The sequence below is a fragment of the Alteromonas sp. DY56-G5 genome (assembly GCF_041414725.1).
Classification (GTDB): domain Bacteria; phylum Pseudomonadota; class Gammaproteobacteria; order Enterobacterales; family Alteromonadaceae; genus Alteromonas; species Alteromonas macleodii.
In genome coordinates this window covers 1-25,697 of record NZ_JANHZQ010000055.1, presented here as the reverse complement: position 1 = coordinate 25,697, position 25,697 = coordinate 1, and the positions used below count along the sequence as shown (strand labels likewise).

The 25,697-nt window shown below is 50.2% G+C and carries 28 protein-coding genes; 4 read left to right on the top strand and 24 right to left on the bottom strand.

Annotation, left to right across the window (positions count from 1 at the left end; all coding sequences use genetic code 11):
- The first annotated feature begins 210 nt into the window (after window positions 1-210).
- From NO989_RS19335 to NO989_RS19320, 4 genes are all read left to right on the top strand, one after another.
- Window positions 211-414, top strand: a complete 204-nt coding sequence (locus NO989_RS19335; RefSeq protein ID WP_371343032.1) for a hypothetical protein — start codon at window positions 211-213, stop codon at window positions 412-414.
- A 733-nt stretch (window positions 415-1,147) separates the two neighbouring features.
- Complete coding sequence (locus NO989_RS19330; RefSeq protein ID WP_020745498.1) at window positions 1,148-1,567, top strand: hypothetical protein; 420 nt, start codon at window positions 1,148-1,150, stop codon at window positions 1,565-1,567.
- Between the two features lie 313 nt (window positions 1,568-1,880).
- Window positions 1,881-2,462 carry a HupE/UreJ family protein gene (locus NO989_RS19325; RefSeq protein ID WP_105933846.1) on the top strand — a complete coding sequence of 194 codons (582 nt, stop codon included), beginning with the start codon at window positions 1,881-1,883 and terminating at the stop codon, window positions 2,460-2,462.
- A 256-nt stretch (window positions 2,463-2,718) separates the two neighbouring features.
- Entirely contained in the window at window positions 2,719-3,117 is a 399-nt protein-coding gene (locus NO989_RS19320) for a hypothetical protein (RefSeq protein ID WP_146129513.1), read from the top strand.
- An 18-nt stretch (window positions 3,118-3,135) separates the two neighbouring features.
- Here NO989_RS19320 and hypE read toward each other — a convergent pair whose 3' ends face one another.
- From hypE to NO989_RS19200, 24 genes are all read right to left on the bottom strand, one after another.
- Window positions 3,136-4,182, bottom strand: coding sequence for a hydrogenase expression/formation protein HypE (gene hypE / locus NO989_RS19315; protein ID WP_020745495.1), 1,047 nt, complete (start codon window positions 4,180-4,182; stop codon window positions 3,136-3,138).
- Between the two features lie 17 nt (window positions 4,183-4,199).
- Entirely contained in the window at window positions 4,200-5,327 is a 1,128-nt protein-coding gene (hypD, locus tag NO989_RS19310) for a hydrogenase formation protein HypD (protein WP_020745494.1), read from the bottom strand.
- Window positions 5,327-6,031, bottom strand: a complete 705-nt coding sequence (locus NO989_RS19305; protein ID WP_020745493.1) for an SIS domain-containing protein — start codon at window positions 6,029-6,031, stop codon at window positions 5,327-5,329. Before NO989_RS19305 ends, hypD begins: the two co-directional genes overlap by 1 nt.
- A gap of 5 nt (window positions 6,032-6,036) precedes the next feature.
- Window positions 6,037-6,372 carry a HypC/HybG/HupF family hydrogenase formation chaperone gene (locus NO989_RS19300; protein ID WP_232230546.1) on the bottom strand — a complete coding sequence of 112 codons (336 nt, stop codon included), beginning with the start codon at window positions 6,370-6,372 and terminating at the stop codon, window positions 6,037-6,039.
- Window positions 6,332-7,807 (bottom strand): sigma-54 dependent transcriptional regulator, encoded by a 1,476-nt coding sequence (locus NO989_RS19295; RefSeq protein WP_020745491.1) that lies wholly within the window; start codon window positions 7,805-7,807, stop codon window positions 6,332-6,334. The genes NO989_RS19300 and NO989_RS19295 overlap by 41 nt, the downstream gene beginning before the upstream one ends.
- Complete coding sequence (gene hypB / locus NO989_RS19290; RefSeq protein ID WP_071978383.1) at window positions 7,807-8,829, bottom strand: hydrogenase nickel incorporation protein HypB; 1,023 nt, start codon at window positions 8,827-8,829, stop codon at window positions 7,807-7,809. Before hypB ends, NO989_RS19295 begins: the two co-directional genes overlap by 1 nt.
- A gap of 2 nt (window positions 8,830-8,831) precedes the next feature.
- Window positions 8,832-9,173 (bottom strand): hydrogenase maturation nickel metallochaperone HypA, encoded by a 342-nt coding sequence (gene hypA / locus NO989_RS19285; RefSeq protein ID WP_020745489.1) that lies wholly within the window; start codon window positions 9,171-9,173, stop codon window positions 8,832-8,834.
- Complete coding sequence (locus NO989_RS19280; RefSeq protein ID WP_105933848.1) at window positions 9,166-10,314, bottom strand: nickel-dependent hydrogenase large subunit; 1,149 nt, start codon at window positions 10,312-10,314, stop codon at window positions 9,166-9,168. Before NO989_RS19280 ends, hypA begins: the two co-directional genes overlap by 8 nt.
- Window positions 10,311-10,883, bottom strand: coding sequence for a [NiFe]-hydrogenase assembly chaperone HybE (hybE, locus tag NO989_RS19275; protein ID WP_071978381.1), 573 nt, complete (start codon window positions 10,881-10,883; stop codon window positions 10,311-10,313). Before hybE ends, NO989_RS19280 begins: the two co-directional genes overlap by 4 nt.
- A 2-nt stretch (window positions 10,884-10,885) precedes the next feature.
- Window positions 10,886-11,107, bottom strand: coding sequence for a rubredoxin (locus tag NO989_RS19270; RefSeq protein ID WP_071978380.1), 222 nt, complete (start codon window positions 11,105-11,107; stop codon window positions 10,886-10,888).
- A 9-nt stretch (window positions 11,108-11,116) separates the two neighbouring features.
- Window positions 11,117-11,980 (bottom strand): hydrogenase expression/formation protein, encoded by an 864-nt coding sequence (locus tag NO989_RS19265; protein ID WP_071978379.1) that lies wholly within the window; start codon window positions 11,978-11,980, stop codon window positions 11,117-11,119.
- A gap of 9 nt (window positions 11,981-11,989) precedes the next feature.
- Window positions 11,990-12,421, bottom strand: coding sequence for a hydrogenase expression/formation protein HoxO (locus tag NO989_RS19260; protein ID WP_020745484.1), 432 nt, complete (start codon window positions 12,419-12,421; stop codon window positions 11,990-11,992).
- Window positions 12,422-12,440: 19 nt separating this feature from the next.
- Window positions 12,441-12,749, bottom strand: coding sequence for a HypC/HybG/HupF family hydrogenase formation chaperone (locus NO989_RS19255; RefSeq protein WP_020745483.1), 309 nt, complete (start codon window positions 12,747-12,749; stop codon window positions 12,441-12,443).
- Window positions 12,749-13,375, bottom strand: coding sequence for a HyaD/HybD family hydrogenase maturation endopeptidase (locus tag NO989_RS19250; protein ID WP_071981095.1), 627 nt, complete (start codon window positions 13,373-13,375; stop codon window positions 12,749-12,751). The genes NO989_RS19255 and NO989_RS19250 overlap by 1 nt, the downstream gene beginning before the upstream one ends.
- A gap of 198 nt (window positions 13,376-13,573) precedes the next feature.
- Window positions 13,574-13,879: a HigA family addiction module antitoxin gene (locus NO989_RS19245; protein ID WP_020745481.1), complete on the bottom strand. Its 306-nt coding sequence runs from the start codon at window positions 13,877-13,879 to the stop codon at window positions 13,574-13,576.
- Between the two features lie 87 nt (window positions 13,880-13,966).
- Window positions 13,967-14,725: a Ni/Fe-hydrogenase, b-type cytochrome subunit gene (gene cybH, locus NO989_RS19240; RefSeq protein WP_071978378.1), complete on the bottom strand. Its 759-nt coding sequence runs from the start codon at window positions 14,723-14,725 to the stop codon at window positions 13,967-13,969.
- A 35-nt stretch (window positions 14,726-14,760) separates the two neighbouring features.
- Complete coding sequence (locus NO989_RS19235; protein ID WP_020745479.1) at window positions 14,761-16,569, bottom strand: nickel-dependent hydrogenase large subunit; 1,809 nt, start codon at window positions 16,567-16,569, stop codon at window positions 14,761-14,763.
- Window positions 16,569-17,645, bottom strand: coding sequence for a hydrogenase small subunit (locus NO989_RS19230; protein ID WP_020745478.1), 1,077 nt, complete (start codon window positions 17,643-17,645; stop codon window positions 16,569-16,571). Before NO989_RS19230 ends, NO989_RS19235 begins: the two co-directional genes overlap by 1 nt.
- A 343-nt stretch (window positions 17,646-17,988) precedes the next feature.
- On the bottom strand, window positions 17,989-20,292 hold the full coding sequence (gene hypF, locus NO989_RS19225; protein ID WP_071978377.1) for a carbamoyltransferase HypF: 2,304 nt from the start codon (window positions 20,290-20,292) through the stop codon (window positions 17,989-17,991).
- Window positions 20,292-21,743: a nickel-dependent hydrogenase large subunit gene (locus NO989_RS19220; RefSeq protein ID WP_020745474.1), complete on the bottom strand. Its 1,452-nt coding sequence runs from the start codon at window positions 21,741-21,743 to the stop codon at window positions 20,292-20,294. Before NO989_RS19220 ends, hypF begins: the two co-directional genes overlap by 1 nt.
- 32 nt (window positions 21,744-21,775) lie before the next feature.
- Window positions 21,776-22,771, bottom strand: a complete 996-nt coding sequence (locus NO989_RS19215) for an NADH ubiquinone oxidoreductase 20 kDa subunit (protein WP_020745473.1) — start codon at window positions 22,769-22,771, stop codon at window positions 21,776-21,778.
- Window positions 22,764-24,092, bottom strand: coding sequence for an ATP-binding protein (locus NO989_RS19210; protein WP_071978375.1), 1,329 nt, complete (start codon window positions 24,090-24,092; stop codon window positions 22,764-22,766). The genes NO989_RS19215 and NO989_RS19210 overlap by 8 nt, the downstream gene beginning before the upstream one ends.
- Before the next feature lie 127 nt (window positions 24,093-24,219).
- Window positions 24,220-24,858 carry a GNAT family N-acetyltransferase gene (locus NO989_RS19205; RefSeq protein ID WP_020745470.1) on the bottom strand — a complete coding sequence of 213 codons (639 nt, stop codon included), beginning with the start codon at window positions 24,856-24,858 and terminating at the stop codon, window positions 24,220-24,222.
- Between the two features lie 365 nt (window positions 24,859-25,223).
- Window positions 25,224-25,586 (bottom strand): DUF3192 domain-containing protein, encoded by a 363-nt coding sequence (locus NO989_RS19200; RefSeq protein ID WP_020745469.1) that lies wholly within the window; start codon window positions 25,584-25,586, stop codon window positions 25,224-25,226.
- Window positions 25,587-25,697 lie beyond the last annotated feature (111 nt).

Here is a 25,697-nt window from a genome sequence, read left to right as displayed (position 1 = left end):
CATTTGACACACGTGCAACTGGCCTTAAATACAGCTGACACAGTGGGTAGTACATAGCGTTAATATTTCTTATACTCTCAAATTGGAGCATCAGTTGCACCAGGACCAGGAGATAGAACATTTACTTACAATGGAGCAAATACAACGATTTCTCCAAACTCAGGAGCTGGTTTACCAGATACGACAATCTTTAACTTGAATGTTTCTGGCGTGGCACCTGCAATATTAAATGCTTCAACAGTAGCTGCGATTCAAGCTTGTTTTGATATCAATATGAATGCTATTGGATATCTAACAATCTACTTGATTGCTCCTACAGGCGAGGAAGTATTGATTTCTGGTGGTATACTCCACCACCACAGTGAGTCGAACAGTGCTAAAGCACTACGCGCCATGCCCGGCGCACCACCATAAAAAAACGATGACCGAAGTCATCGTTTTCTCTGAATTTTGAGTTTCCTTCTCAGCGATCCCTTGCGACTAAAATCTTCCCGATTAAAATCCGTATACGCCCCTTTCCTTCTTTTCTCACATCATCCTGCGTGAGCTGTTCTTCCTGAACAGATCCCTTTCCATTATTCCTATATAAGCTGTACATCCTGCTACAGCATTCTCCATCCCGGAGTTGTCCTTTTAGGCCTTCCCGACCGGTCCTTTATCCTTAAACAGAGTTCCTTACCCTGTCTTACTCATCCTGAGCAATCCCAAGTTCGTCCGTGTGTCTTCCTGACTCGTCGTGTTTCCTTGTGACACGTTCATAGTACGCTTATAACTAAAGAACGCTAATCCACTGTCGGATATTTTTGCGTCAACTTTGCCGGCCAAAGCTGACAAAAATAAATTTAATTCATATTTTTCATTACGTTAAAAATGAAGCGACGTTTTTAGCACAGACAAGCATCCACCATATCTCACAGCTTTGTAAGATATTTCGTACAAGAAGAAAGGGAAATCGTCTTATCCTTTTGGCTAAGTTCCAAACATCGAAAATTTGCGTACTCAAAGAAACAGTCGGGGAGCTTTATAATCTGGGATTAAAAGATTGCATAGTCTGTCTGCAATTCGGTATAAGTATAGCTAAGTGTTGCAGTAGCGCCAGAGCAGGCCACTATTAACCCGCAGCCATGTATGAAAACGGACTTTATAAATGACCTCAGCCCATCCCCTCAATAAAGCAAAATTAGTGCATGGTATCCTGGCCGCTTTAAGTGTGGGCTTAATACTCTGGGTAGTGAGACAAGAAGTCAATCTGTTGCTGATGCTTGGTGTTTTTAACCTGGTTTGGATAGTGCAGTGGTACAAAACCATGCCCGACGCCACGGTAAAGGATCCGGTAAAGTATGTAACGTTTAACAACGGTCATATTCAGTTTGGCTCAACCTCAATTACGCTCCACAAAGTGACACGGGTGGCGTTAGAAACCACAAGGGAACATTGCTATTTTTCCCTCCCCTATAATCCAACAACACCGGGAAATCCGCCGGGCTTTGTTTTTCCCGCCAGCAAAGCAGTGGAGTTTAAACGCTATCTTCAGACAGAACTTGGTGATATTCATTTTATCCATTAGTGAGCTGCACCGTTAATAGATAAGTAATAACAGTCCTTTACGCTGCGCACAGGAAGTTGCCAATTGCCTGCTAACTGGCAAGCAAGTTACCAGTCACCCTGCTTTCGCTCGTTCGACACAAAAACAACAAAACAATTTAACTTCATAGACTTACGATAGTTTAATCGGTAAATTTTAGTTTGGCACCCGTTTTGCTAAATGTTGTTAATTAAAGAAATGCTAAAGCAGTAGCCATTACAATAAAGTTGTTGTTAAACATCTATACAGGCAACAACACATTAATAACTGTTCGATTTCGCAGTAAGGTAAAAACATGACACGTACACAAAAAATATCCAGCGGCCTTCTACTCACACTTGCTACCACCGCACCGGCCTTTGCGCATACCGGTCACGAGACGGTTCAGAATGCTTTTTTGGCTGGTTTGTCGCACCCCCTGATGGGTATTGATCACCTTATTGCCATGGTAGCAATGGGCTACTGGGCGTCAGGTTTTGCAGGTAAACAATGCAAGGCCATGCTTGCCGCATTTTTTGCATTATTGATTGGTGGTTTTTCATTAGGCTTAGCAGGTTTCAGCTTTTCGTTTATGGAAACGGGCATCGTCCTGACATCTGTAATCACCGGCTTACTTATTGCCACTCGTAAGAACGTAACTCAGGGCCTGGCGGTTAGCCTGGCTGCCTGTTTTGCAATGTTTCACGGTTTTGCCCATGGTCTCGAGACCGCCGGCTCCGTCCCTTATCTGTTTGCTTCAGGTTTCCTCGTTACCAGCGCCACACTGGTAGCGGCGGGCTTTGCTGTGTCGAAACTGGTCTCGCGTAGCATCCCTTCTGCAAACAGAGTTATTGGGCTGGTAATTGCAATGATGGGAGTATCGTTGTTTTCAATTTAGGTGACCCACACCAACTATTGAATGCCATGGGCGGGAGCCGATCTTAGGGTCGGCTCCTTTTTTGCGTTATTAACACCGATGGCTTCATATAATGTTGCGCTAACACATTATAAGCCAGCACAACCTTCACTAACTCAATTGCATATTACCGGAATGTTACCGTAAGCTATTAAGATTAAATAATATGTAAGGCATTCAGGGATGAGTGAGTCAGCTTTTTACTGTAAGCCCTTTCAAACCGTCTTGCGGTGCTGATATGAAAACAGAAAAAGAAATTCTCGCTGAATTTACAGCCCTTGTTTTTGAAAAGGGACAGCCATCAGCCATGGATATTTTTACCAAACAGAATCTGTTAAAAGGATCTTTAACTTCTGTAAGGCTGGCAGCTAACGACGCATTAGAACTGTCTGCTTTAATGCGCCAGGATGAACAGAACAAGTTGAATCTTAAAATGAAGGAGAGCGGTTTACCTTCTCTCACTACGATGCATAATAAGGCATTCAGAAACTTTCTTAAGATTGCCAATCGGGGCATCATCAAAAAAGAACAAGAGTACCAGCTGGTGCGCTCTGTATCAGAAACAACTATTTTAAGTTTGGAACAACAGTCCATTGCTTATAAATTGTTGGAGAGCTACGAACAAACGCACAGCTAACAAAAAATTATGTAAGCGCTAGCAGATCCGCGGCAGTTGCTCACCCACCAGCATATCCAGAATGCGCTCTCCGCCAAAGTGAGTTTTCACCAGCACGCGGTTATAGTTCGATTCAATGACTTCACCAATAATAGCTGAATCTTTACCGGCCGGGTGATTACGCATCGCCTCAAGCACCGCCTCAGCTTTATCGGCCGGGACTGCCGCAACGAGTTTACCTTCATTAGCAAAATACAGTGCATCGAGCCCCAGGATCTCGCAGACACCGCGCACGGTATCTCTTACCGGGATATGTTCTTCCTGCAAACGAATACTGACGGCGGATGACTCAGCGAATTCACATAAAACCGTAGCCACACCGCCCCGGGAGGCATCACGAATAGCGTGCACATCCGGACACGCTTTCAACATGGTTTGGACTAACTCATTTAACGCCTGGCAGTCGGTTTCCAGCGTCACATCGAGCGCCAGATCACCGCGGGCATTAAGTATTGCCGCGCCATGATCGCCTATCAGGCCATTAACAATAATTTTGTCGCCTACCCGGCAGTTAGACGCTGAAATATCAACGCCTTCAGGGATCACCCCTATGCCACTGGTATTGATAAAAATTTTATCGCCTTTGCCTTTCGGTACCACTTTGGTGTCGCCGGTGACGATGGTCACTCCGGCCTTATCAGCGGCGGCTTTCATTGACGCAACCACACGCCGCAGGAGCTCAACATCGAGCCCTTCTTCTAAAATCATACCGCAAGACAAATACTTTGGGATCGCGCCAGACACAGCAATATCATTTACCGTCCCGTTCACCGCCAGCGAGCCAATATCGCCGCCCGGAAATTCTACAGGGTCTACCACGTAAGAATCGGTGGTAAACGCCAATTGTGCGCCACTTTGCATTAGTTCAGCCAATTCAAACCGAGCCTGATCTTCCAGTTGCTCCAGGTCGGGATTAGCGAAGGTCCCCACAAATACATCTTCAATCAGATCGCGCATGGCCTTGCCGCCTGCGCCATGAGCCATGGTGATGGTTTTGGCCCGCAGGGTCCGTTTAGGTTTATTCATACTGCTTACTCGGTTAGTTAAACGGCTTGTTTTACGTCGATTTTGCCATAGCTGTAGTAGGCGGAACAGGCGCCCTCAGTCGATACCATCAACGCGCCAATAGGTGTTTCGGGGTTGCACTGCTCGCCAAACAATTTGCACTCCCAGGGCTTGAGAACCCCCTTGAGCACTTCGCCACACTGGCAGGCTTTAGGATCGGCCACGTGGGCAGGCTCTACGGCAAATAAGCGTTCAGCATCAAATCGGGCGTATTTTTCACGAATGCGCACCCCTGAATGGTCGATTGACCCCAGGCCCCGCCACTCAAAAAATTCGCGCAGCTCGAACACTTCACCAACGGCTTTCAGGGCGTTATTGTTACCCTGCTCGGGAACAATTCGTTTGTACTGATTTTCCACCAGCGCCTTGCCATCACGGATTTGCTCTACCACCATCAGCATGGACTGCAGAATATCCAGCGGCTCAAAACCGGCAATCACCAGCGGGCGTTTATAATGACTGGCAATAAAATCATAAGGCGCTTTACCAATCACCATCGATACATGACCGGGCCCTAAAAAGCCATCGATAACCATATCTGGTGAATCCAGAATCGCCTTGATGGTAGGAATGATGGTGATGTGGTTGCAGAACAGCGAGAAGTTTGTGATGCCTTCCCTATCCGCCTGTAGTAGCGTTAATGCCGTACTCGGCATAGTGGTTTCGAAACCCAACCCAAAAAACACCACGTTTTTATGCGGATTTTTACGGGCAATATCCAGTGCATCCATGGGGGAATAAACCATACGTACATCACAGCCATCAGAATTGGCCTGTTGCAGGCTTTTTTTCGAGCCTGGCACACGCATGGCATCACCAAAAGTGGTAAATATCACATCAGGTTGTTCAGCAATGGCAACGCAGTCGTCTACTCTTCCCATCGGCAGCACACAAACCGGGCAGCCAGGCCCATGTACCATTTCAATCTTATCGGGTAACAATTCTTCCAGTCCGTAGCGAAAAATAGAGTGCGTATGGCCTCCGCATACTTCCATTATTTGTAACGGGCGTTGGGCGGTGGTGGGGATTTCCTCTACCACGGCATGGATGCGTTCAAGCACTCGCCGGGCCATTTGAGGATCGCGAAACTCATCGACAAACTTCATTATTTCTTCTCCTGAGACAACCGGTTGTCAGCCAGCAGGCTGTGCACCAGATCCCATAAAATGTGATAGCAGGCCAGGTGACATTCCTGAATGCGGTGAATACTGTCGCTGGGTACGGTAATACAATCATCGGTGAGTTGTTGTCGTTGCAGCTCTCCACCGGTTCGGCCGGTAAAGGCAATCACGCTCAGATCCATGGCCCGGGCTTTTTTGCAGGCTTCGATTAAGTTGGCTGAGTTGCCACTGGTGGAGAACACCACCAGCGTATCACCGGGGCTGGCCAGCGCGGATAACTGCCGGGTGATGACATGTTCGGTACCCACATCATTACTCACTGCCGTCATCATCGCGGTATCCTGAGATAAGTTGATAGCTGGCAGCGCTTTGCGACCGGTAGTAACCGGGTGCATAAACTCTACAGCCAGATGCGCGGCATCACAGGAAGAACCGCCATTGCCTGCGGTTAACAATTTTCCCTGTTGTGCATAACTGTCCGCAATGCGTTTTGCAGCAGCCAGCAAGGTCTTGCTGTGGCGCTCAAAAAAAGCCTGCTTCACGGCGATACTGTCACGCGCTTTAGCCTGAACAGAGGCAACCAGGGCACTATCTAACTCGTCGTTATCATTAGGGTTAACAGCCGGAGCCTGGCCGGTAAAGGGGTACAATGCCGACAGAACTGACTGGTTATCGGTAGGCTCGCTCATCACCGTTATCCCTGCGCACCCTGCTGCATGGCGTCGAGTTCTTCCTGTAACTCACCAATCTCAGCAAGAATCTCCAGCGTTCGCCGGGCTTCTTCCTCATCGATAATGCTCATGGCAAAGCCCACATGCACCAGCGCCCAGCTACCCACTAAAGTTTGCAGGTTACCATCAGCAGGCACCACACAACTTAAGTTAGCTTCGCGTTTTACACCGGAAACCTGAACAATGCCGGTTTGCATGGCCTCATCGCTGATCGCGACAATCTGGCCGGGGATCCCTAAACACATACTGATATTCCCCTTAATGCTGTTTACTGGTTTCTGAGTCGCCGGATTTCTCAAGCTCGTAGCGTTCCAGCTTGGAACGCAATCCTACCCGCGATAAACCCAGTTCCAGTGACGCGCTGCTTTTATTCCAGCGATGGCGGATCAACGTCTCGCGCAGAATGCGTTTTTCCAGCAGCTCAACCTTTTCTTTTAGCGTGCCTTCAAGGCCAGCAAACATATCAATGTCTTCATCCTCTCCGCCAGGCGCCGCTCTTAAGACCCGCGGATTGAGCAGGTCTGCAGTTAGCCATTCGCCTTCACACATTACCAGCATGCGGCGTACCTCATTTTGTAATTCACGCACGTTACCCGGCCAGCTGTACCGTTTCATACAGGCGATGGCTTCTTCACTAAAACCTTTTACCGGCTTGTCGAATTGATGCATGGCGGTTTGTAAAAAGCTGTTTGCCAGTACCGGAATATCTATCGTACGGCGAGACAATGCCGGCAGCTCCAGGGTGACTTCGGCTAAACGAAAATACAGATCCTGCCTAAACCGGCCGGCGCGCACTTCTTCTTCGAGGTCTCGGTTGGTTGAAGCCACTACCCGCACATTGACCTTGCGGCGCTGTTGCTCGCCGAGGCGGCGAATTTCACGCTCTTGCAGAACCCGCAACAATTTAACCTGAAATGCCGGGCTGATCTCACCAATCTCATCCAGAAAAATAGTGCCGCCATCAGCCTGTTCAAACAGACCCACATGGTCGGTAATCGCGCCGGTAAACGATCCTTTTTTGTGGCCAAACAATTCAGATGCCAACAGTTCATCGGGCATGGCACCGCAGTTTTCTACCACAAACGGCCGGTCTGAACGCAAGCTGTTGTAATGCAGCGCCCTGGCAAAGAGTTCCTTACCCGCACCAGATGGGCCGGTGATCAGCACCGAGACATCATAAGGCGCAATTTTGCTGACCTGGTCACAGATTTTATTCAGCGGGCTTTGCGCATGGCGTTTTATCTCTTCAAGCTGAAAGCTATTACGCAGATGGGCTTTTTTCTCACTAACCTGCTGCTCGGCCTGCTCTTCGGTAAGACGCATCTCCATATTCAGCAGTGCATTCTCACTTTGTAAGGCGCACATCCGGCACGCACTGCGGATAATCATTAGCAGACTTTCCGGGTGCCAGGGTTTGGTGATGTACTGCAAAATACCTGCTTCGTTGAGGCCTTTGATAATGTCTTCTGAGTCGGTATAGCCAGACAAAATAAGCCGGGCGACCTGAGGCCAGCGATCCCGCACTTCGGTTAGCAATTCCACACCGGTACGATCCGGCATGCGCTGATCGCACAGGATCACCTGCACGTCATGGCTTCTCAGTAATTCCAGCGCCAGGTCGGCGCTATTGGCAGTTAATACGTCAAACTCTTCATCCAGAGTTCGCTCAAGAGTTTCAAGCGAACGGACTTCATCATCAACGCATAACAGAATAGGACGTTGAGATGTGGTCATTATAAGATTGCCTTAAACTGCTCTACCTGTTGTTGCAAAAGATAAATACGCGATTCAATGATGGCTGCCCGTTTGGTGTTGATCCAATCAAGCCACTCCTGCATGCCCTCGCCGCTTTTGGCTGACAGCTGAATAATACGGATTTCCGGATTGACCCGTTTGGCGTACTCAATGCATTTCTCGACATCAAAATCCAGATACGGCAGCAGGTCAGTTTTATTCAGGATCATCAATTCTGAAGCATGGAACATATCCGGATACTTCAGCGGTTTGTCTTCGCCTTCGGTGACCGAAAGAATCGACACTTTTGCCGCCTCGCCCAAATCAAACGAGGCCGGGCAAACCAGGTTACCGACATTCTCGATAAACAGCACGCCGCCGGTCATCCCGGAAAAGTTCTCCATGGCATGACCGACCATGTGCGCATCGAGGTGGCAACCTTTGCCGGTATTGATCTGAATAGCCTGAACGCCGGTTTCGCGGATGCGGTCTGCGTCATTGGCCGTTTGCTGATCGCCTTCAATTACGCCTACGGTGTAACGGTCTTTAATGCGGTTAATGGTTTCAGTCAGTAAGGTGGTTTTACCTGATCCCGGGCTGGAAACCAGATTGAGCACAAACAACGACTGTTGTTCAAAGCGTACCCGGTTTTGCGCGGCGTACTGGTTATTTTTACCCAGAATATCCTGCTCAATTTGCACCATTCGGCTTTGACTAAGGCCTGCCACATGGGCATGAGCAGGGCCTTTGCCGAAGTGAATGTTATCGCCATCACTTTCAATGCCGCTGTGGTCATGCTGGTCTTCATGACTGTGAGCGTGTGAATGGTCGTGACTATGTCCACCATGATGGTCGCCATGATGGTGATGATGATCATGGTCGTGATGATGATGCCCGTGGGCATGTGAATGATCATGACTATGCCCATGAATATGAGTGTGATCATGGCTATGCCCGTGGGCGTGTCCCTCATGCCCTTCTATTTTAACTTCACCTTCTGAACAACCGCAAACCGTACACATGTTTATGCCACCTCTAGTTCTTTTATTCTCATTTCTTCACCCTGCGTTATCTGTAAGTGATAACTGCCACAAACAGGGCAACTGTCATAGCGTTGCGTGACCGGGACGGTATCCAGACACTGCAAACAGAAGGCTTTTCCCGGCATTTTTATAATGTGCAGGCTGGCGCCTTCGGCCAGACTTCCTCTTATTACTGCATCGAAACAAAACGTTAGTGCGTCGGCTTCGATAGTGGCGAGCGGGCCAATCTCGACCCACACCGCTTTGACTTTTTCAAACGACTGGCTCACGGCCTGTTCTTCTAATACCTGCAGGATCCCTTCTGCAATAGACATCTCATGCATGGACTAACTCCAACTGCCACGACACACAAGGGTCGAGAAGTTTTATCAGGGTTTCCGCCACCGGGGTTACCTGATCCCAGGGTAAATATAGCCCTTCCAGCATGGTTTTGAGACTCCCCTGGGGATGAAAATTCCACTCAGTGGGGGCAATAATCTGGTATTTAGCTACGTGATTACGGTTATCCAGTTCAACTTTATGTAGCAGTGAACCTCTGGCCGTTTCGACTACAGAGCAGCCGCGCACGCCTGTACCCTCAGCCTGACTAAACTGATGCTGGCGGACTATTGATCTGAGCCTCATTGGCGCTGTGGTTATTTCACGGTAAAGCGAGCGCAGGCGACTTTCAATTAAAAATCCCCTGGCTTCAATATTTTGTCGAGCCCAACGGCCAGTCTCGGCCGGTGCTCCGTTAACGGTTGGCTGATGACAAAATTGTTCCGCTTCCGCAGCCTTTAACGATGTCAACACTACCGTCAGCTGTTGCGACTCAGTTAAGTTTAACGTTTTTGCGGCCAGTCCTAACGGGTATTTACCGCAGGCTTTCAACAACTGACATACCTGGGTTGATAATCCCATCGTTGCTAACGAGGATCCTGCCTGGTTGGCCGGTAATAATGGCTTAATAACCTCTTCCAGTTGCCGGGCCAATTGCTCTAGCGCCGGCTGACAACCCGCCTCACCGGATGTTGCCGAAGACAGGGTTAAACTCCAGTCAAGTTGCTTACGGCACTGATTAAACCAGTCCACCACATTACTCATTCTGGATTTATGTTGCGGCGCCCAGTTGGTCACCCAGCTAAACACTTGCTCCCGTAAAGACTCTGCAAATAATAGCGTATCCCGGGCTTGTTTGATGACTAACGTTTCGCTAATGCCAGCGGCGCTCTCTACGGCTCTGAGCGCGGCGATTAACTGCCCCATCCCGCAAATATAAAAGAGCGATGGCATCATCGCCAATACCCGATCAACCGGTTTTTCCCTGAACAGGCGGGTAACGGCAAACGGGCGGGTATTGTTTATCTCAACGGCTTTGATATGGTCACGGTTATAACAAATGGTTACTTGTATGCCGCCGGTAAGCGGATTAGTCGCTGTGTTATGCGCTTTACTTCCGGCAGCCAGTTCTGCAGCAATATTCATGGTCTGCTGTCCTCCCGCCGGGCGAAGTTGCCGGTTAAGAATGCCCGGCGACTCACCTGTGGCGTCTCATCATCGGCCACTTGCTGTGCACTCCCTGCATCACAGTCTTGTGCATCAAGCTCAGCGGCCTGGCGCATTTCGCTATGAACCGTATAGCTTTGATGTCGTTCTGAAGGCGCAACGTTTTCGGCATCAAACAACGCTGCCAACACTTCCTGCGCGGTTTCCATCGCTATGCTCTGTGATGAAAACTCAAACATCGGTGAAAACACCGAGCAGGTGGCAAAATCGCCACATTCTCCGGCATAAGCACGGATAAACTCGTATTGGCCGGAGGGCAATTTCTGACGAAATTTAGCACCAACCTGCTGAACGTTATGATGAGACGCCTCGCCCGGGAGCAACACAATATTCATACACCAGGGCGTAACGATAATGCCCAGCCAATTGTCTTCCCATGACAAAAATTCGGTCGCATCCACTGCGAGCTTATTATTGTATACCGGCAGGCCTGCCATTTTGCGGGCTACCGATTCATAGAAAGCGACAACTGCTGTACCGTTTGACACTGTTAGTCCTCTATCACCATAAACTGATCGCGGTCACCATCACATTCCGGACACCGCCAATGGTCAGGCAGGTCGACAAACGCCGTGCCTGGTGGAATTTGCCAGACCTCATCACCTTCCGCCGGGTCGTAAACATACCAGCATATCTTGCATTCCAGTCTGGCCTGCTTATCTATCCGGCTGGCGTCGCCTAAATAACTGCCTTCAAAACCCTGAAAACTCATTCTGCCTTCCTATACCAGTGCATCGCGAATTTCAGACAGACGGACCGCTGAATCGGCCAGATCCTCGGGGGCGGCGCAAGCCACTGCGGGTATTGCCACAATTTCCAGAGTGTCCAGGATTAGTTGGTCGGTACTGTTGTAATACTGCACTCGCCACAGGCCATCCACCTGAGTCGACGTGATCCGGCAGTTGCCGTATCCGCGGGACAAAATGGTGACACTGCCGGTACCGGTAGTTTCGGTCAGACTGTAGTGGTCTTCAGGCGAAAAAGGTAACAACGACAGGTTTATTACATGCGAAGCCATCCCTGGGTCGCGCTGGTAGTCAACTGAGGTATCCGCAATTTCTATCAATACTGAAGGCGCATTCAGTAGTCCTTCTGGCAGGCTGGCGATTCGGGCGGGTAAATCCACCTTAGTGGCAAATGCCTGGTCTTTCACACATTCGGGGATCTCTGCCACCTCAATAGCTTCTGCAGTCACGTTACCCTGCTCGTCAAAGGTACGTAAACGCCAGATACCGGCCATTACCGTTTCCTGAATTCTGACCGGCTTATCGCCATCGATCAGAACGCTCACCTCGCCTTCACCGAGGATTTGATTAAGCAGGTTTAAGTCTGCCTCTGGTAGCTCAGTAAGCGTCATAATGCTGCTCTGACCGTTTTCGTTGATCTGGCCAAGCATAAGCTGGATATCGGCGAGGATACTCATGGCCTGAGGGCAACGTTCCAGCTCACTTTCTTCCGGAAACGATGGCATATCATAGGTGTTCATTTCCGATGGCATCTTCATGTAATCAAGCACCATGTCGCCTTCTGACTGGCTGCCCGGCCCGATTGGGACATTGACGATGTTTATACTGTTATCACGCATGTTGTTCCCCTATTGTCCGCAACTTTTACTCACCGGATTAAACACTACCGGAATACCGATACCCGGATCAGGGCGGGGCTCCAGCGTCAGAATTCGATTGATTTCGTGTACGTAGTCATCCCAGTTTTGCACTTTGGTAATGGCGTCGAGATACTGGCCATGCTTAAGAAACACCAGTGCCGGCCACGCCATAAAGTTATAACGGCCGCGACAGGCGGTTTGAATATCTTCAGATACCACCGCCGGGGTAAGCTGAGGAAACTGTTTGATCAGCTCTGGCAGGATCACAGCTACATCCAGGCTTTCCGGAAAGCGTTTAGGATCTTCGGTTAAAAACAGTACACTAATTGGTGTCTGCTCTATGAAACCTTCAAAATTATCGTCATCGAGTAAAGGGTAACCTAACTCGTCGATAAGACGATTGATCAGCGGTGAGTTCATAGTGTTCTCTTATCTTGTGTTATTTTAAAAGCGGTTTTAAATGGTCTGGTAGCTCAGGCTCGCGCTCGACCAGATCTTTAAAGCAATCGTCGAGATCAACACTTTGCCCGCACATCACCCGTTCTATAGCGCTGACGGCCTCTTCCACCTGTTGTGCCCGCGCTTCAGTGAGCACTTCCCGGGCAGCGTCTAAAAAGACTAACAACCAATCACCTGGTACTACATCGCCCACCAGCGATATATCAATCCAGCGCTGCTCTGCGCCACGCTGACAGTAAGCCTTGTGGCTGTCGGTGTGAATTACCTGAAACGGCACGCCAATACACATTACTTGGTACTTTCCCCTACAGCACTGCCTATGACACGGCTATCACCGGTACGGCAGGCTGCCTGCTCATCCGGGCGGCCCTGCTCATACTCACTCAGGTTTAACTGACCCGGCGCCAGTGCCTGCGACGTCCCCGCGCTTCGTTGCGCAGAAATACCAAACTGCGTCAGGTAGGCCAGCGCAATGTCGATAGCGGGTTGCACCTGCGCCTTTACTTCTTCGCGCAAACTGCCGCCAAAATCTTCCAGCTCAACCGGCTGACACCCCACCAGCAACAAATCTGCCGGGTAATGACCGGTAAACTCGGCCATGGCTAACACTTCCTGAAAACCGGTCTGATGCAGACTCATCTGTTTAGCGCCCATAAATTTAGGCACTTCGTCGTTATAGATGGTTTTTAAGGTGCCTGGTGCAAGGCCGTAATCAATAGCGTCGAACACCACCAGCACATCGGCTTCCTGAACATGCTGTACCAGATAAATGCCCTGGGTACCGCCATCCATGATCTTTACGTTTTCGCCAAACTCGTAATTCTGGTTGAGCGCCTCAACACAGCGAACACCAAACCCCTCATCGGCCCATAACACATTGCCAATGCCCAAAATAAGTATTTGCTTTTCATTCAATCGACTTTGCACGGTGTAAAACTCAAACTCTCTGGCGCTTGCGCTAATTACATTTTATTTACATACATCAAGTTGCATGCCAACTTAGTAAAAAATCAGGAATCACCGTATGGCGGGGTGTCACGGGGGGCGTTACAAGTAACCACAATAATATAAAGGATATAGATATAACAACACTATTCACCAATTGGAAAGTTACTAACCACCCTCTTTAACAAATCGGCGGCTGGCATCGTACAGCTCCCAAAGCTGTTGTTTTTCCAACCAAAACATCGGCGTAGTCTGAAAGTGTCGGGCCAGTCTGATAGCGGTATCGGCAGAGATCGCACGTTGGCCTTTGATAATTTCGTGTACACGTCGGCGGGATATGCCTAACAGTCGCGCCAGCTCAGACTGGCTGATATGCAGCGGTTTAAGATAACAACGCTCAAGAAATATACCGGGATGTTCAGGCTTGCGACTACTCAGGCAGTGGCTGCGAACATTGAGATTGAAGGCTGTCATCCGGTTGCTCAGAATAGTCATTAAAATGGGTTAAAGAAAAAGGGACGCAGGCGGGGTCAACAATTGCCTGCATCCCTCTGAGGAGCCTCAATCCGGCTTATCGTCCTTAAACATCCGCCAGCCGCTGATCATGGTGGAGATCAGACTTTGACGTGACATGATGTCTTCACGAATTGCCACATAGACATGGATCATAATAAAAGTGATCAGATACCACATGCCCAGGCGATGCCAGGTATGCACATCCTGACTCTGGCCAAACAGCGGGATCACCCAGCCAAACAACGTATCCTGCCAGCTTCCCTGCCCGGCACCTTCACTGTAAAGCGCAAAGCCTGTGAAGATCATAAAGATCATGCCGAGGATGAAGAAAAAGAACATGCCCAGTTGTGCCAGCGGGTTGTGACCGATGTACTTCTTGGGCGTCTTTTCCATAAACAGGTACCAGCGTACCTCGTGCCATACCTCTTTCCACCAGGCTTTCACAAAAAACTTGGGGAAGAACAGTTCACGGGAATGATGGTTCCCTACCAGTGCCCAGTACAACCGGCCGATAAAGCCCACGGTTACCACGTAAGCCGCGGCAAAGTGGGCAAAGCGAATGTAACCCATCAGGAAATTATCGCTGGCTTCCCCCGGTAAAGTGGGTAAAGGCTGACCGATAAAATACCCCGTCACGCACAGCGTGATGATGGAAAACACGGTTATCCAGTGCCATAAGCGCACTGGCGCCTCATAAACATAGACCGCGGTTTGACGGCGGGTGATAACCTTCTCATCACCACTGTGATGGTTATCCGTAAGCTGACTTCTCTCAACAGCTTTGCTTTTCACTGACGTAGACATAATTGAGTCTCCAGAGAGAGCAACAGAGTGCTCTCTTAACGAATTTTCACTTTAGTCAGTTCCTGACCGTCTTCACTCATTACGTGTGTGGAACAGGCCAGACACGGGTCAAAGCTGTGTAAAGTTCGCAGGATTTCAACCGGCTCATCAGGGCGCTCCATGGGCGTATTAAGCAATGACGCTTCAAACGCACCGATATTGCCTTCTGAATCACGTGGAGAACCATTCCAGGTAGTCGGTACCACTGCCTGATAGTTTTCAATTTTACCGTCTTTAATCTTAATCCAGTGACCCAGTGCACCGCGCGGCGCCTCGTTGGTGCCCACACCCTTGGCTTCTTTCGGCCAGGTTTTTGGATCCCATTTTTCCACATTGGCGGTAGAGGTATCACCGTTTTTAATGTTATTGACCAACTGATGCCAGTCATCCAGCATAGAGTCGACACACAGCTCAGAATCCAGTGCTCGCGCCAGGGTTCGGCCCAGCGTTGAAGGCAGGAACTGTTTTAAACCGAGGTCCATACCAGTGGCCTGGTTAAACGCCGACAGTGAGCGGTCAACTTGTTCCTGAACGTACTCTTTGCCAGAAGCATAAGCCACGATGTAGCGAGACAGCGGGCCCACTTCCATGGCATGACCTTTCCAGCGCGGTGATTTAATCCAGCTGTACTTAGCGCTTTCATCAAGCTCTTTAATATTTGTTTTGGTGCCTTTAAAGTTTGGCCCCAGTTCAAATTTCGCTTCTGTTTCACCGTCCCAGGGGTGCAGGCCTTTAGCGCCGTTAGCATACTGATACCAGCTGTGGTCCACGAACTCCTGAATTTCATCCGGATTACGCACATCCACCGGGTGTATCTCATCCCAGTTGCCATTGATAATCGCGCCAGCCGGAATGAGGTCGGTGGATTTATCGCCCGGTACCACTGTGTGCGTACCATAACTCAGCACGTTAGAAGCAGCCAGACCGCCGCCGTACAGCCAGTCTTTATAAAGCGTTGCAATAGCAATCACGTCCGGAATATAAACGTTCTTAATGAAGGCTTCGGCCTCGCGAATACGCTCCAGCACAAAGTTCAGGCTGGTCATATTGACTGGCGCGCCGGATGAGCCGGTACCGTCGAGATTAATCGCACATGGCACACCGCCAACCATAAAGTTAGGGTGTGGGTTCTTACCGCCGAAGATAGTGTGGATCTTAACGATCTCTTTTTGCATATCCAGCGCTTCAAGGTAGTGCGCCACCGCCATCAAATCCGCTTCAGGCGGCAGTTTATAAGCCGGGTTACTCCAGTAACCATTAGCAAATAACCCTAACTGGCCGCTTTCGATAAACTTCTTAATGCGGGTTTGCACGTCGCGGAAATAACCCGGACTGGACAGTGGATGTGACGACGATATTTTCTGCTGTAGGGCAGAGGTAGCTTTCGGATCGGCTTTCAGCGCATTAACCGGGTTCACCCAGTCCAGCGCATGTAGGTGATAAAAGTGCACCACATGATCGTGGATATTCAGGGTCTTATCCATCAGATGCCGAATAAGGTGCGCATTTAACGGAATATCAATGCCCAGCGCATCTTCTACCGCACGCACACTGGTGAGTGCGTGACAACCGGTACACACTCCACAAATACGTTCAACGAATGCCCAGGCATCACGCGGGTCACGGCCTTTTAAAATGACTTCCAGACCTCGCCACATGGTGCCGGTGGATACCGCATTGCGGATAATGTTGTTGTCGTCAACGTTAACCTCGCAGCGCATGTGACCTTCAATACGTGTCACCGGGTCCACCACAATACGGCGGCCAGAACTGTCGAGTAATTTAGAATTTAACGGCGTGTTCATTATTCTTGTTCTCCCTTATGCTGCGCGCGTTTCACCGCACTAACGGCAGCATGGGCAGCAATCGCTGCACCTACACCACCAGCAACGGCAGTGCCTACTTCATCAGCGTTCGATTCGATACCGAACTGGTTAATGTCAGTCAGACGGTCATAGAAGGAACCTTTGTCCCAGAAGCCATCTTCGGAACAGCCGATACAACCGTGGCCGGCCTGAATTGGGAAGGACGTGCCTTCGTTCCAGCGTACGGTTGAACAGGCGTTATAAGTTGTTGGCCCTTTACAACCCACTTTGTAAAGGCAGTAGCCTTTTCGCGCGCCCTCGTCATCCCACTGTTCAACAAACTGACCGGCGTCAAAGTGCGGCCGGCGATAACATTTGTCGTGGATACGCTGGCTGTAAAACATCTTCGGACGTCCCTGACGGTCCAGTTCCGGTACCTTGCCGAAAGTCAGCATATAGGTAATTACGCCGGTCATTACCTCTGCAATGGGCGGACAACCCGGCACTTTAATGATGGGCTTATCTTTTATCACTTTATGAATAGGCACCGCCTGAGTGGGGTTTGGACGAGCGGCCTGAACGCAGCCCCATGAGGCGCATGAACCCCAGGCAATAATGGCCGCCGCGTCTTTGGCGGCATGCTTAAGCTGGTCAAGGAATGGCTTACCACCAACGATACAGAACATGCCGTCTTCATTCAGCGGCGGATTACCTTCTACAGCCAGGATGTACTTACCCTTATACTTCTGCATGGTCTCTTCAAGAATCGCTTCGGCCTGATGGCCTGCTGACGCCATTAACGTATCGTCGTAATCCAGTGAGATCATCGACAGTACAACGTCTTTCACCAAGGGGTGTGCAGAGCGAATAAAGGATTCAGAACAACAGGTACATTCCAGTCCGTGCAGCCACAGCACGGGGGTACGCTCCTTGGTCTCCATGGCATTGGCAATACGCGGTGCAAACGCAGGGCCCAGGCCTAATGCAGCAGCAGTCAGGCTACAATACTTCAGAAAACTGCGACGGGTAATCCCCTGTCGCCGCATGACTTCGTAAAAGGTCTCTAATTGGGACATTCGGTCCTCCGGCAGTGATACCGCTGAAGTTACACTTACCTCAAATTTGCACGGCCAATCGGTCTTGGTTTTTGTTCTGATGTAAGTTGCGTTCAGCTATTATTTTTCTAATAACACAGCGTGGTGTTTTGTTAGTACGCACAAATCAGAATGCAAACAACAGACCAACTACAAAAACCATTTATTTTCATAAAGTTAGAATAAATCGAGAGAGAGTTACCTGAAGTCTACTTACCACTAGAAGAGGAAAGCGGAAAGTCTTTTTACACTGTGTTAACGGTGTTTCCAGACAGTAATTAATGAGGGGATGGCAGAGCAGAAGCTATGCCGGATAAAGCTGATTTTATTGATTTTTTGCCAGAGCAACCAGGGCCTGACCAAAGGCTATCCCGCCGTCATTCGCCGGCAATTGCTGATGCGTAAGGACTTTAAAGCCACTTGACTGCAAGGTATCCTGCAGCGCCTCACTAAGCAGCAGATTTTGCATCACACCACCGGATAACACTACGGTAGTAAAGTCGTAAGCCGCTTTTAACTTTAGCGTCATCTCACTAAGCGCAATCACCAGCCCTTTATGGAAAGCCATTGCCATTGCAGCTTTGCTCCGTCCCTGGCGTAAATCCGTTATAATCTGCTGCCACATCGCCTGAGGCACTACTTGATTATCAGTAATCCTGAGATGATAAGGTTCAACATCTTCCTGGCAGGTCTGAGCCAGCGATTCCAGCCGGATTGCAGCCTGCCCTTCGTAGGTTATTTGTGCCGGGGCGCAGCCAAGCGCCGTCGCAACGGCGTCAAACAGCCGGCCTGCAGAGCTACTCAGCGGGCAGTTTAACTGCATTGTCAGCATTTTTTCGAAGCTGTTGCACATGGGGTCTGCAAACTGTGGGCAAATATCGGTCATTTCTGCCAGTTGCCCGGCAGTGAAGCATTGTCGGAGCTGAGCATACAGCGACCGCCAGGGTGACTTGATCGCCTGAGCGCCACCAATTAAGGGGACCGGCGCTAGTGAGGCTATCCGTTTCATGGCAGCATAACCACCATATAAAAACTCGCCGCCCCACAGGGTCTCATCGGTGCCGAAACCGGTGCCATCCAGGCATATTCCGAGTACTGCATCGCCGGCCAGCGGATACTGATTGTCGCCCAGACAAGCGCCAATGTGCGCATGGTGATGCTGTACCCGGGTAAGGTGATTGCCCTGCTCTTCCAAGCTTACACCATGTTTTGTGGACAGATACTCCGGATGCATATCACAGACGTAATGTTCAGCAGCGTTTTCGTACAGCTCGCGATAAAGCTGCAAGGTGTGCAAATATTCATCGAACGTACTGGCATCGTGCAGATCGCCAAGATGTTGGCTAATCACCGCCCGGCCATCCTTAATCAGACACAGGGTATTCTTTAACTGGCCGCCCAAAGCGATAAGCGTCTGCCCGGCAGAGAAACCTGATGGTAACGGTAAGCTGGCAGGCGCATACCCGCGCGCGCGGCGCAGTATTTGTGTACCGTATTTACCCGCCACCACCACCGAATCATCCAGGCGGTTGTGGATTGGCCGATTGTGCAACAGCAACACATCGGCAATGTTATTTAACTGAGAGCGAGCCGCATCATTGGTGATCGCCTGGGGTTCCCCGGAACGATTGCCACTGGTCATTATCAGTGGAAAGTCTACCTCTGCCAGGAGCAGATGATGTACCGGCGAATAGGGTAACATCACACCGATTTTCGTATTGTCAGGGGCAACCGATGGCGCAATTTTATATTGCTCCGGGTTTTCCTGCCGGGACAACAGCACAACCGGCGCAGCAGGATGCGTTAACAGCGCCTCATCCTGCTCGTTAACTCTGGCAAACTGCCTGATTGCCTCAATATTCGAGGCCATTAATGCCAGCGCTTTATGGGGGCGCTGTTTTCGTTCACGTAATCGTTTCACTGCCTGTTCATTAGTGGCGTCACACGCTAAGTGAACCCCGCCAATCCCCTTTATCGCTACGATTTGACCATCCCGTAATGCCTCACCGAGGGCCTGAAACGGCGTCTCACTGGCGACTGGCTCACCACCGGGTGTTTCCAGCCAGCAATGAGGGCCGCAATCAGGGCAGGCATTTGGCTGGGCATGAAAGCGGCGATCGGCCGGGTTGTCATATTCCTGCTGACAAGCCGCACAAAGGGTAAATTCCACCATGGTGGTGGAGGCACGGTCGTAGGGAATTTGCCGGATAATACTCAGCCGCGGGCCGCAGTTGGTACAATTGATAAACGGATAATGATAACGGCGATCACCAGGCTGGAACAGCTCTGAAAGGCAATCCGGGCAGGTAGCGGCATCCGGTGCACAGCCGGTAGTAACGATCCCCGACTGAGATACGTCTATTGCAAAGGATGAAAATACAGGTAAATCCAACGCCTCTTGATGCATTGCATCAATCCGGGCCAGTGGCGGTAACTGCTGCAACATCAGCTCAGCAAACTCACCAGCCTGCGCCGCACTGCAATTAAGCTCAACTATAACGCCACCGGTATCGTTGAAAACCCGCCCGGTGAGCTTTAACTCTGTTGCCAGACGCCAGATAAACGGGCGAAAACCCACGCCCTGAACAATCCCGTTAACGCGTAAGCGCATTCCTTTGCTGTGTGGCATTAATGCACCGTGCAGGCCATACAGGGATCGAAAGAGCGGACAATATGTTGTACCGACACCGGTGTTTTCTCACCGTTCATTACCGGCGCGCCAACGACCGCCTGCTCCAGCGCACCGGGCTGTTCGTGTTGATCCCGGGGCGAAAAATTCCAGCTGGTCGGGGCGATGATCTGATAGTTACTGATCTTACCGTTTTTCACTTCCAGCCAGTGACCTAAGGCGCCCCGAGCTGCTTCAACCAGGCCAACGCCGGAGGTCTCGGCGGGCATTTCACCGTGATGACAAAAGGGCGCGGTAGGATCAATTTGCTTAACCCACTCTTCCATTTGCCCTACCACAATGGCCACTTCAAGCAGTCTGGCCACCACCCGGCTTAACACATTGCCACCATGGCGGCTTATCATGTCTCGCATCAGCGGGTGACCGTTAACTACCTGTCGCGCCAATGGCCCGACTTCCACCACCTCGTGACCTAAGCGGGGCGCCTTACACCAACTGTATCCCGCCTCGTTATCCAGCGTTGGCTGGGTAATTCCCTGCGCCGGCGGATGCGGATGGTCGGTGTCACTCATCCAGCTATGGGAGTGATCTTCGACTATTCGGGCGATATCCAACGGACTTGTCTGGCCATCTCTGTAGCTGCCAGCAGCCCACATCGGCTCATCAAGAGCACCATAAGCGCCGAAGCTGAGAAAATGATCCGTTGCCCTGCCAAGCTGGTGTAATTGTTGTACTTCAGCCACATGCAAAAAACGGCGGAAGTCAGAGCTGTGCCAGGGCTTTTGCTGATACCACTGCCATAATTCGGCTTCGCTTTTAAGCTGACTAATGGTGGTCAGACTATCGCCAAATAAAGTACTTTCGAGAAAACGCTTAAACCCGGCAACGATGGCCAGTAAACGCATGCGCTCTTTGGGCTCAATCGCTTTGGCTACCCCACCCGGCTGTAAACTCAGGGTGTGTGGCCACTTGCCGGCCATCAGCCCCATCAGGTGCAGAAAATCGGCCCGAGCTGGCAACATCTGCGTTGAGGCAGAGCCTGCAGTGGCTTTAAACCGCCCCTGAATATCACCAAACCAGCTAGCGCCAGCGTATGTGTCGCGGGCAAAATCGGGCATAAAAAACAGATAAAAATGCGTGATCAGATCGGTAATGTTTTCACTTGCCAGCACTAAGTTGGTACACAGCTCGCCGTTTTTCGGCATACTCAGTCCCATGGCATCAGCTAACGCCCGGGCACTGGCCACCGACTGGGTAACCGAGCAAATACCACAGATCCGCGGCGTATAAACCAGCGCATCCATGGGTTTGTGGCCCAGTAAAATTCGTTCAAACCCACGATACAGCGGCGAGTTTACTTCAGCTCGCTGCACTTTATCTTCGCCGGTTTCCAGGGTGATTTCCAGGTCCCCTTCCACGCGATTAAAGGGGCCTGCGACAATTCGGCTCATACTGCTACTCTCTGACTGCACATACTGATGGTTCAGCCTTTGCGTTTATGAATGGTGGGCGGATAAATTAGCTGCTCGGCAATGGCATTCTTTTTTAACCGTTCAGGCGTGGCCGCTTTAGACAATTGCGCCAGGGCAACAAACCATGCTTTGGGCATATCGGTTGGCAGGCCAACCGGGATCCCGGCAATTTTGGGCGTTTGGCAAAAACTGTGGCCCGGTTCTTCAAATTCGGGGGCGGTGCAATTAATACACGGGTAGCCACCGTTGGTACAGGAGCCCTGGCCATTCCAGGGCCGGCTGTTACAGTCAGCATGCGCCTGGGTGCCTTTACACCCCATATTTTCCATCATGCAACCGCGATCGCCCATATCCACCGCACTGGCTTTATATTCATAGAATTCGTTGCGGGAGCAACCATGATGCACCAGGTGATCGGCGTACATACGCGGACGACCAAACTTATCGAGTTGCTCATCATTGTGCTCACCCAGCGCTATGCTCATCAGGGTTTCGGTAACCCAGTCAGGGTGCACCGGACAACCGGCGATATTAACCACCTGATCGCCACTTTGCGACGTAAAATCCTTACCCAGCAGACCGCCCGCCATTTCGCCATCAAATTGCAGGCCCGTGGCATCAGTATCATTGGCACCAGCTGCCGTAATACATCCGTAGGCCGCGCAGCTACCAACGGCAACAGTGTAGCGGGCAATATCCGCCAGCGCTTTTACCCACTCAATCATAGGTTTGCCGGTACCGCCCAATATGTGAAACTTACCGGTGCCCATGGGGCCGGTCATCATAGAGCCTTCGATACAAAGAATATCCAGAATAATGTCACCGGCCAGGATCCCCTCGAGCATGGCAATACACTCATCACCGGTGGCTTCGCTTAATGATGGATGCCAGAGCAGATTGATGCCCGCATTTTCAAACAGGGTCAGGACATCGGGGGATTCGGCATTGAGTAACGACATGGAACAGCCGCCGCAACCACCGGATTGCAGCCATAACAGATTAAGCATCAGCGGACTCCCGGTTAGGTAAAAACAGGCTAGCGATTGCACCGCCATCGATATGATTGTCGATGGATAATTCGCCATTATGTTGCGAAACGATACCATAACTAATTGATAAACCTAAGCCTGTTCCCATTCCAACTGGTTTGGTTGTATAAAAAGGCTCAAAAATTTGCGGCGCATCGTCGGCGCTGATCCCAGATCCGGTATCCCTTATGGTCAATAACACGCCATCATTATCTGCACTGGCATTGATGGTTAATCTGCGCGTCTCGGAAGCAGCCATGGCATCTACCGCGTTTTCGATCAGGTTGACCACGACCTGATGGATCTGCCCGGCATGGCCATAAGCTTCCAGTGGTCGGGGAATGTTGTCTACCACCTCAACCGCAAAATCACTTTCTTTCATTATCCAGTGTAAAGCGGTATGCACCGCGTGACTGAGGTCGAAAGACGCTTTCTCCGACACCTGCGCAGACGAGAACTGACGTAAATCATTGACGATTTCTTTTACTCTGTCTGCGCCTTCCATGGTGCCATCCACCAGCGAATTGAGATCTTTGATGGCCTTTTCCAGACGCATGTTTTCACGCATCTCGCGCAGCGCGTCACGGCTTTCACCGCTGGCTACCGCATCAAAGTAAGTGCTGAGTTTATCGGTGTAACGACGTAACACGTGCATGTTGCCATACACAAAGCTGATGGGATTGTTCAGCTCGTGGGCTACACCTGCCACCAGACGACCCAGAGAAGCCATTTTTTCTGACTGAATAAGTCGTTGCTGGGCGAGCTGTAATTCAGCATGGGCAATATTAAGCTCTTTATAGGCTCTTTGCAGCTCACCAAGAGGGCGTCCTACCAGCACCATGCCCACAGACTTACCGCGGTGATTTAAGCGCGCCGTACAATTTACCGATAACGGTACACTGCCCGACTTGCCCTGTAATTCCAGCTCGTAGTCGCGCACAGACTGAGCACGCAGGCGTTCGTAAAAGCCCTGTACCTTGTCGTGCAACTCCGGGGCGATAAAGGTTAAAATAGAACGACCAATCAGAGCCGATTCAGACTCCCCCACCAGCTCGGTTAATGCCCGGTTTACGCCTTCAATGATACCGTCGTTATCACACACGACGAGCACATCGTTCATAGCACTTTGAATACTGTCAGAAAAGCTTTTGGCCTCTTCCAGCTCAACGTTTTTTTCTTCGACTTCGACCTGTGACTGCACCAGATCCGCATAGGCTTCATCCATTTTCTGGATGACACTTACCCAGGCATCTTCATTCTGAATGGCTTGTACCGGATTGAAGTCTAAAGAGTCTGACATATCTGCAGCGTGTAATTATCTATACAGGCACTATACCTGACGGGATTCGGCCCGCAAGGCTGACAAGGCATTTTCTCGTTAAAAGCAGGGCGGATTGCTCGCCCTGCACGGTATTCCCGGCGAACGATTAAGGCCTTGGACGGAACATAACCTGCCCGGTTTTATTAGCAATTTCCACCTGCGCGACTTTTTGATAAAAGCCGTCAGAAAAGAACGTTTCATATTTAGGTACTGTCACAAATACGCCCACCCCTTCTGAATCACGATGCTCAAGTAAGACACTGTCGATAGCCCGCATCAGCAGATGACCAAGACCGTGTGACTGATAGTCCGGATGCACCGCAATGAACGACAGCAGATGATACTTTTCAGCTGGCATGGCAGAACGAATTTTTTCCTCTTTCTCGAGCATTTGCCGGGTGCCGTAATACCCGGTGGTCAGCAGCATTTTTAACCGCCAGTGCCAATAACGCCCAGCCCCTGCAGCATTGTCTGGCCCCGTGAGGCAGGCAACAGACAATAATCGCCCCTCATCAAACAGGCCAATAATGGGTTGCTCGGCTTCCCAGAATGCGGTGAGTTCTTCGCGAATAGCCGACCGTAACCGCGATTCGTAGCCTTCTTTTTCACTCTGGAATATTTGTAAAAAAATTGGATCGTCGTGGTAGGCGTTGTAAATGATGGATGCAGCCACTTTCAGATCTTCCGCTGATAAGTATGCTGCTCTGATTTTATCCAGGTTTTGTTGGATTTCCGCTTGTACCATAGCCTGTCTCCCGTGTTGTGGTGATGCGTAAACGCCTGTTTTGCGACCCGGGCCGCCCTCTCACTCAACCGCTCAGCGCTGCCGCTGAACAACAGCAAACTGAAAACAACAAGATTGGTCTTAAGAGATACGTAATAGACGCACAAAAAGTGCATCAGTTCCCCACTCTAGCCGAAAAAATAACACCATGTAAATATACCGTTAACAATATTTATACATTTGAATAAGTTTAGCGATGATAATTGAGTACAGTGATCGGGCAGGTAGTGCAACGAGCCATCATTAATGATGGCCGGCCAGACAGCAACAAGCCCGATAAACGGGATGTTTATCGGGCTTGTCAGTAAGTGTAAACGGTGGGCGGATTAGATTTTACGGACCGCTTCTTCACCCCAACCAATTAAGCGATTATCTTTGAAGACCAGGGGAGTACACTCGTCCTTGGTGGTGATACCGTCGTCCTCGGTACGCTGCGTGCGATAGTAAAGAATCCGGTAAACGTGATCGCCCTCGCCTACCATTTCGTTGAAGTCGGCTACACCCATCTTACGGGTAACGTCTTCAAAGTGCGCATTCACTTCCAGATTGCTGATATGTTTACGATTATTATACTCACGCTGCTCCCAGCTGGCCTGGTAATGTTCTTTGTCATCACCTCCTACGGAAATGACACAACCAGACAGTAACATGGGTGCTACCAGAGCAGTACAAAGCATTAATTTTTTCATAGTGGTTCCCTGTTGAAAAATAATAAGTCACTAAGGGGTTCTAGGGATTTTCCCCTCTAAAAAGACATAATCCTCTGTAGACCACACCAATAAATGGCTGCGGAGGTGGTT